Source organism: Bordetella petrii (genome assembly GCF_020991325.1).
GTDB lineage: Bacteria > Pseudomonadota > Gammaproteobacteria > Burkholderiales > Burkholderiaceae_B > Bordetella_A > Bordetella_A petrii_E.
This window is the reverse complement of sequence record NZ_JAJMLX010000248.1, coordinates 1-6,784: the sequence shown is the minus strand read 5'-3', so window position 1 is coordinate 6,784 and position 6,784 is coordinate 1. Positions and strand designations below refer to the sequence as shown.

Annotated in this window: 7 protein-coding genes; all 7 read right to left on the bottom strand. The window is 66.1% G+C overall.

The window, feature by feature from the left end:
* Window positions 1-94: 94 nt before the first annotated feature.
* The gene (locus LPZ50_RS19740; protein ID WP_230664078.1) at window positions 95-889 is read right to left on the bottom strand and encodes an ABC transporter ATP-binding protein; all 795 of its coding nucleotides are present in this window, start codon (window positions 887-889) and stop codon (window positions 95-97) included.
* A 15-nt stretch (window positions 890-904) separates the two neighbouring features.
* Entirely contained in the window at window positions 905-2,086 is a 1,182-nt protein-coding gene (locus LPZ50_RS19735; RefSeq protein WP_230664075.1) for an amino acid ABC transporter substrate-binding protein, read from the bottom strand.
* 55 nt (window positions 2,087-2,141) lie between these two features.
* A complete protein-coding gene (locus tag LPZ50_RS19730) occupies window positions 2,142-2,855 on the bottom strand; it encodes an ABC transporter ATP-binding protein (protein WP_230664073.1) in 714 nt (237 codons plus the stop codon).
* Window positions 2,852-3,814 carry a branched-chain amino acid ABC transporter permease gene (locus LPZ50_RS19725; RefSeq protein WP_230664070.1) on the bottom strand — a complete coding sequence of 321 codons (963 nt, stop codon included), beginning with the start codon at window positions 3,812-3,814 and terminating at the stop codon, window positions 2,852-2,854. Before LPZ50_RS19725 ends, LPZ50_RS19730 begins: the two co-directional genes overlap by 4 nt.
* Entirely contained in the window at window positions 3,811-4,674 is an 864-nt protein-coding gene (locus LPZ50_RS19720) for a branched-chain amino acid ABC transporter permease (protein WP_230664067.1), read from the bottom strand. The genes LPZ50_RS19725 and LPZ50_RS19720 overlap by 4 nt, the downstream gene beginning before the upstream one ends.
* Window positions 4,675-4,711: 37 nt before the next feature.
* Window positions 4,712-5,923 (bottom strand): CaiB/BaiF CoA transferase family protein, encoded by a 1,212-nt coding sequence (locus LPZ50_RS19715; RefSeq protein WP_230664064.1) that lies wholly within the window; start codon window positions 5,921-5,923, stop codon window positions 4,712-4,714.
* Between the two features lie 67 nt (window positions 5,924-5,990).
* On the bottom strand, window positions 5,991-6,784 hold a 794-nt coding region (locus tag LPZ50_RS19710), incomplete at its 5' end, for an HpcH/HpaI aldolase/citrate lyase family protein (RefSeq protein WP_230664061.1).

The following is a 6,784-nucleotide window of genomic DNA, read 5'->3' as shown; positions in this document are numbered from 1 at the left end:
GAACACCACCGCATCGGCGCCGTGGCCGGCCGCGCCCGCCAGGCGCTCGGGCCGGTTGCCCGGTGTCATCAACAGCGTGCGGCGCAGGCGCGCATCAGGCATGGGCCGGCTCCGCATCGTCCACGGCCGCCAGCAGGCGGTCGACTTCCTCGGGCACCTCGCCCAGGAACAGCCGCTGCACGTTGGGATTGTCCAGCAGTTCCCGGGCCGGGCCCGAATACACCACCTGCCCGGTGTGCATGACGTACCCGCTGTCGGCGATGGCCAGCGCGCGCGACGCTTTCTGCTCGACCATGATCACGGTAAGGCCTTCGCCGGCCAAGGCCGTCAGTTTCTCGAACACCAGATCCACCAGCTTGGGCGACAGGCCCAGGGAAGGCTCGTCCAGGATGATGGCGGTGGGACCGGTCATCAAGGCACGCGCGATGGCCAGCATCTGCTGTTCGCCGCCGCTCATGGTGCCTGCCAACTGGTTCATGCGCTGGCCGATTATCGGGAAAATGCGCACCATGCGCTCCAGCGCCGCCTCGACGCGCGCCTTATCCTTGCCCAGGATATAGGCGCCGATGTCCAGGTTCTCGCGCACCGTCATGTCGGGCAGCACGATACGGCCTTGCGGCACGAAGGCCACGCCGCGTCCCAGCCGCTTGTGCGGCGCTTCGGCCGTGACATCGGCGCCGTCGATCAGCACCTGCCCTTTCCATACCGGCAGCAGGCCGGCGGCCGCCTTGATGGCGGTGGACTTCCCGGCACCGTTAGAACCGATGACCGCGGTGATCGCGCCGCGCGCGAAGTGCATGCTGGCGTTGCGCACCACGGGCACGTCGCCGTAGCCCGTGGTCACGGAACGCAGCTCCAGGAAGCGCGCGGCGTCCGGTTGCTGTTCCATGGCGTTCTCCACCCGTTAGCGCTTGTCCCAGGCCGGCATGGGAATCACGGCGTCGGCCGTCTTCACATCCAGCGGCATCACGATCTCGCGCTTGCCGTCGCGCACTTGCGCCAGCAGCCCGGTCACACCGACCTGCTTGCCGGTCTTGGGGTCTACCTTGTGGTGCCCCATTACCGTGTCCAGTTCCAGCGTGGTCATCACTTCGCGCAGTTTTTCCTGGTCCAGCGATCCGGCCTTGTTGACCGCGGCTTCCAGCACCGTGGCCCCGGCATATGAGAACGCCGAGTAATAGCCGGGCTCGGCCTTATAGCGGCCTTGATAAGCCTTGACGAACTCGGCATTGCCCTTGGTCTTCAAAGACGGTTCGTACAGCGACATGGCGAACACATACTCCGCGTCCTTGCCGGTGCTTTTCAGGAAGTCGGCAATCGACGCGCCGTTGTGGACGAACACCTTGGGCAGGTAGTTGGATGCCTTCATCTGGCGCACCATCTCGATGGCTTCGTTGGGATAGCCCACCGATACCCAGATATCGGGCTGCATCTGCCGCGCCTGCGCAATCATGGATGAAAAATCGGTGGTTCCCGCGGGGAAGAACTCGGTGGTCTTCAAGTCCAGCTTGCGGTCCTCGGCGATTTTCTTGATCGTCCTGGCCATGTCGCGCGCGGCGGCGTAGTCGCGGCCGAAGAAGGCAATGCTCTTCAGCTGGTGCTGCTCGGCCAGCGGGCCGATGCTGGCCACATAGGCGCTGATGGGCGCGGCGGTCTGGAATACGTACTTGAATCCGCGTTCCTGGATCTGCTCGGACGCCCCGCCCGAGTTCAGGAACACCCGCTTGTGCTTGTTGGCCACGGCGGCGGCCGTGGCCGCCGAGGCGGACCCCCAGGGGCCGAACAGCAGGTCGACGTTGTCGTCGCTGATCAGTTTTTCGTACAGGCGCGCGGCCGTCGCGGCGTCGCTGCGGTCGTCGTAGACCACCAGTTCGACCTTGCGGCCCAGCAGGCCGCCGCGTTCATTGACCTGGTCGCGCCACAACTCGACCCCCTGGTAATAGTGCTTGGCGCTGTCGGCCAGGTTGCCCGACTGCGACAGGGCCACGCCCACCCGGATGGGTTTCCCGTCGGCTGCCTGCCCCGCTGCCGCGAGCGCCAGGCAGCCCGTGGCCGCCAGTACCAGCTTTGCAATAGTCTTGTTCATCCGCTGCTCCTTGTCTCCAGTTTTGTGCCCCTTGGGGCGTTATGGGCCGGGAACGCTAGAAATAGGCATCCTTGACGCGGGCATCATTGCGTATCGTGTCGGCGTCGCCATGCGCGATCACGCGTCCCTCGGCCAGCACATACAGGTCATCGCAGATTTCCAGCACAATGCGCATTTCGTGGTCGATGAAGAACAGGGTCATGCCTTGCGCGCGCAAGGCCTGCAAATGATCGACAATGCGGTTCTGCAACCGCGGGTTAATACCGGCGAACGGCTCGTCCAGCAGCATCATGGCGGGCTGCAGCATCAGGGCGCGCGCAATTTCCACCAGCTTGCGCTGGCCGTACGACAGTTCGGCCCCCCACTTGTCGCGCAGGGCCGATATTTCCAGGAAATCCAGCAGCGACAGGGCGCGCTCGACCGCGGCAGCGTCCGACAATCCATGCGCGATGGCCACCAGGTTCTCGAGCACCGTCAACTCGTTGAACAGCCGCGAGATCTGGAAGGTGCGCCCGACGCCGCGCCTGCAGATATCGGCCGGCGTGGCGCCGGTCACGTCCTGCCCTTGCAGCACCACCTTGCCGCCATCGGCGGGAATCGCGCCGGCGATAATGTTGAACAGGGTCGACTTGCCCGAGCCGTTCGGCCCTATCACTCCCGTAATCGAACCCGGGGCGATCCGCAGGCTGGCGCCATCCAGCGCGATCCGGCCCGCGAAACGCTTGCTGACGCCTTCAACCGACAACATGGGTGATGAATGATCCGTCATGACCGGGCCAACTCCTTCTTGCGTTCCGCCATGCGGCGCAGGTGGCCGCGCGCCACCGGCACCCAGCGCCAGGCGCGCCGCTGGGCGTAATTGACGATGCCGCGCGGCATGAACAGCACGGCGATCAAAATGATGACGCCCACCAGCGCCAGGTAGATTTCAGGCAGGCGCGCCCACAGCACTTCGTTCACGACGGACAGCAGCCCCGCCCCCACCAGCGGGCCGAACACCGTGCCCATGCCGCCCAGCAGCACCATGGCTATTACCGTGAGTTCCGTCATGGGCGCGAACGCCGTGGCCGGGTCGATATAGCCCAGGTAGCAGGCATACAGGCAGCCGCACACGCCCGGCACGAAGGCCGATGCCACGAAGGTGCCGATCTTCAGCCGGGTGGTGCGCACCCCCAGCGCGTTGGCCGCCGTTTCATCCTCGCGGATGGACAGCAGTTGCAGGCCCAGCCGGGAACTGTCCAGCCGCCAGGTGGCGATCACCATCGCCAGGGCGATGGCGCCCACCGCGTAGTACAGGTCCAGTTGCTCTACCACCGCCAGGTACAGGCCGGTGCCCCCCTGCGTGATGCCGTCCAGCCCCAGCGCCAGCGATTCACAAATGCGCGCGATGCCGAACATGCCGATGGCGAAGTACGGCCCCTTCAGGCGCAGCATCACGCCGCCCAGTATGGCGGCCAGCAGCGATGCGGCCACGCCGGCGTACAGCGACGCCACCAGCCAGTGCGTGCCGTCCAGGATGGCCAGCGAGCCCACATAGGCGCCCAGGCCGAAGAACGCCACTTGCCCGAAATGGGTGTATCCCGCGTAGCCGCCTATCAGGTTCCACGAATAAGCCAACGCGATGAAAATAAGGGTCTGGATCATGAACGACATGCCGTACGACCCGGCCATGAATGGCAGGGCAGCCAGCGCCGCCACGACGAGAATCGGGACAGGCAGGAATTTCATGCGCGAGCTCCTATTCCGAACAGGCCGCGGGGCCGCACGATCAGCACCACCAGCATGGCCAGGAACACCGTGGCCGCGCCCAGCACCTGTCCATACAGGTAGCCCGCGAAAACCTCCAGCACACCCATCAGCAGCGCGGCCGCCATGGCGCCGGGATAACTGCCCATGCCGCCCACGATGATCACGGCGAAGGCCTTGATGCCGAACCGCACGCCCAGTTGCGCGTCGGCGGCGAAAGTGGGCGCCAGCAGCACGCCCGCCAGGCCCGCCATGGCGGCCCCCAGCGCAAACGTCACATTGCGCACCTGGTTGATCGAGATACCCGAGATCACCGCCAGCTCGGATGCCTGCGATACCGAACGGATCGCCTTGCCGAAGCGCGTGCTGCGCAGGAACCACCACACGCCCAGCGTGGCCGCCATGGCCACCAGGAACGACACCAGGCGGGCCAGCGGCACGTCCATGCCAAGCAAGGGAATCGAGCCCCCCAGCACCGTGGGCAGCCCATGAAAGCCGCCGCCCCAGATCAGCAGCGAGATGTTCACCACGATGGTGGACAACGCGAACGTCGCCAGCAACGACATGATGGGCGGGCCGTCGATGATGTGGCGGATCACCAGGTACTGCATGGCCAGCCCGATCGCGGCGGTCAGCAAGGGCACCAGGATCAGCGCCGCCAGATAAGGCAGGTGCATGCCGGCCACCAGCGACACGGCGGTCAATGCGCCCACGGCCAGCAGGTCGCCGTGCGCGAAGTTGATCACGCGCATGACGCCGAAGATCAGGTTCAGCCCGCACGCCATCAAGGCGTACAACCCGCCCAGCAGGATCCCGGCGACCAGAAGTTCGAAGACGGGCACGGTGGAGTCCCTCCGTAGGTATCGGCGGAATCCGGCGTCAGATGACGCCGGCGCGGGTCAGCTCGGCGATGCGGTCCTCCGGCAGGCCCAGCCGCTGGCGAAAGACCTCGTCGTTGTGCTCGCCCAGCGAGGGGCCCATGTGGTCGATGCCCCCCGGGGTGTCGGTCAGGCGCGGCACCACGTTGGGCAATGCGTACTCGCCGCGCCCGTCTTTCATGTAAACGATGTTCTCGCGGGCCCGGTATTGGGGGTCTTCGAAAATTTCGTCTATTGCGTACACGGGACCGCACGGCACCTGATACTGCTCGCAGATGCCCAGCACCTCGTCGCGGCTGTGGCGCGCCGTCCAGGCGCCCACGTAGTCATCCACCTGCGCGCGTTCGGCCTCGCGCTGCCGGATGGTGCCCCACTTACCCTCGCCGCCGAACTCCGGCACGCCCATGGCCTGGGCCAGCCGCTCGAAGATCTTGTCGCTGGTGCAGGCAATGGCGATCCAGCGCCCGTCCGAAGTGGGATAGTGGCTGTGCGGCACCACGTTCACCGTGCCCGGCCCCATGCGTTCGCGCACGTAGCCCTTCATGTGATAACTGGGCGCCAGCTCGTCCAGGATGCGGAAAATCGGCTCGTACAGGCCGATGTCTATCACCTGGCCGCGGCCTGTCTTCGTTAGCGCCTGCATGGCCAGCAACACGCCCAGCGCGCCATAAAGGCCCGCCATGTAATCGGGAATGGTGGCCGAGCCCGGCGTGACCGGCGGGCGGTCGGGGTAGCCCGCCAGATACGACAGCCCGCCGAACGCGTTGCCGATGCGGCCGAAACCGGGGCGCCCGCTGTAAGGCCCGGTTTGCCCGTAACCCGAGATGCGCACCATGATCAGGCGCGGATTCACCTCGCGCAGCACATCCCAGCCCAAGCCCCATTTTTCCAGGGTGCCGGGCTGGAAATTCTCAACCAGCACATCGGACTGCGCCACCAACGCCTTCAACAGTTCGGCGCCCTCGGGCTTGCGCAAGTCCAGCGTGGCGGACTTCTTGTTGCGGCATTCCGACAGCCACGGCAGCGAATCGCCGCTGGGCGTAATGCTGCCGAAGCGGCGCAACGCATCGCCGATCTTGGGCAGTTCCAGCTTGATGACGTCGGCGCCGAACTCCGCCAACTGCGTCGAGCAGAACGGCCCGGCCAGGAAGCTCGATACATCGATGATCTTCAAGCCGTCCAGCGGCCGTATTCCTGCTGCCTTCTCTTGCATCCCTGTCTCCTCGGTGTCATGGGCAGCGGCGCGCCGCGGTCCGGTTGCCCGGATGCCGCGCGCCGCGTCAGGCCGTCTGGGCGGCCGCGATACGCTGCGCGGTATCCAGCACCCGCTGGGCCGCGTAAACAATGGGGTAGTCGATGAACTGGCCATCCAGCTGGATGGCGGAAGAACCGCTGGCCTCGGCCTGCGCAAAGGCGTCCATCACGCGCCGCGCGCGCGCCACCTGTTCATCACTGGGGCTGAACGCCGCATTGGCCACCGGTACCTGGTCCGGATAGATGCACAACTTGCCCTGAAACCCCAGCGCCCGCGCCCGCTGCGCCGACAACGCAAAGCCGTCCGGGTCTTGCAGGTTTACCCACACCGTGTCCAGCGGCGGTTCCAGGCCCGCCGCGCGCGACTGCACCACCAGCGCGGCGCGATATGCGGCAAGCTCGGTTTCGTCGCGCGTCCAGGTCAAGTCCAGGTCCAGCGTGTAGTCGCCCGCGCCGAAAGCCACGCGCTTGACGCGCGGACTGGCCCGCAGGATCTCCGGCAGCCCGGCCATGCCCTGCGCGGTTTCGATCAGGCCGATCAAGTCCACGCTGCCGGCCACCATGCCATGCTCGCGCTCCAACTGGCCGATCAGCCAGTCGGCTGTCTGCAGGTCGGCGGCCGACTCCACCTTGGGCAGCAGCACGCCGTCCAGGCCCGGGCGTACGGTTTCCGTCAAATCGCCATACGCGAAGGGCGTGGACATCGGATTCACGCGCACATAGCCCAGGCAGTTGCGGCGGGCCTGCATGGCCTGCACTACGCGCGGACGGCTGGCCACTTTCTCCGACACCGCGCAGGCATCTTCCAGATCCAGGATGA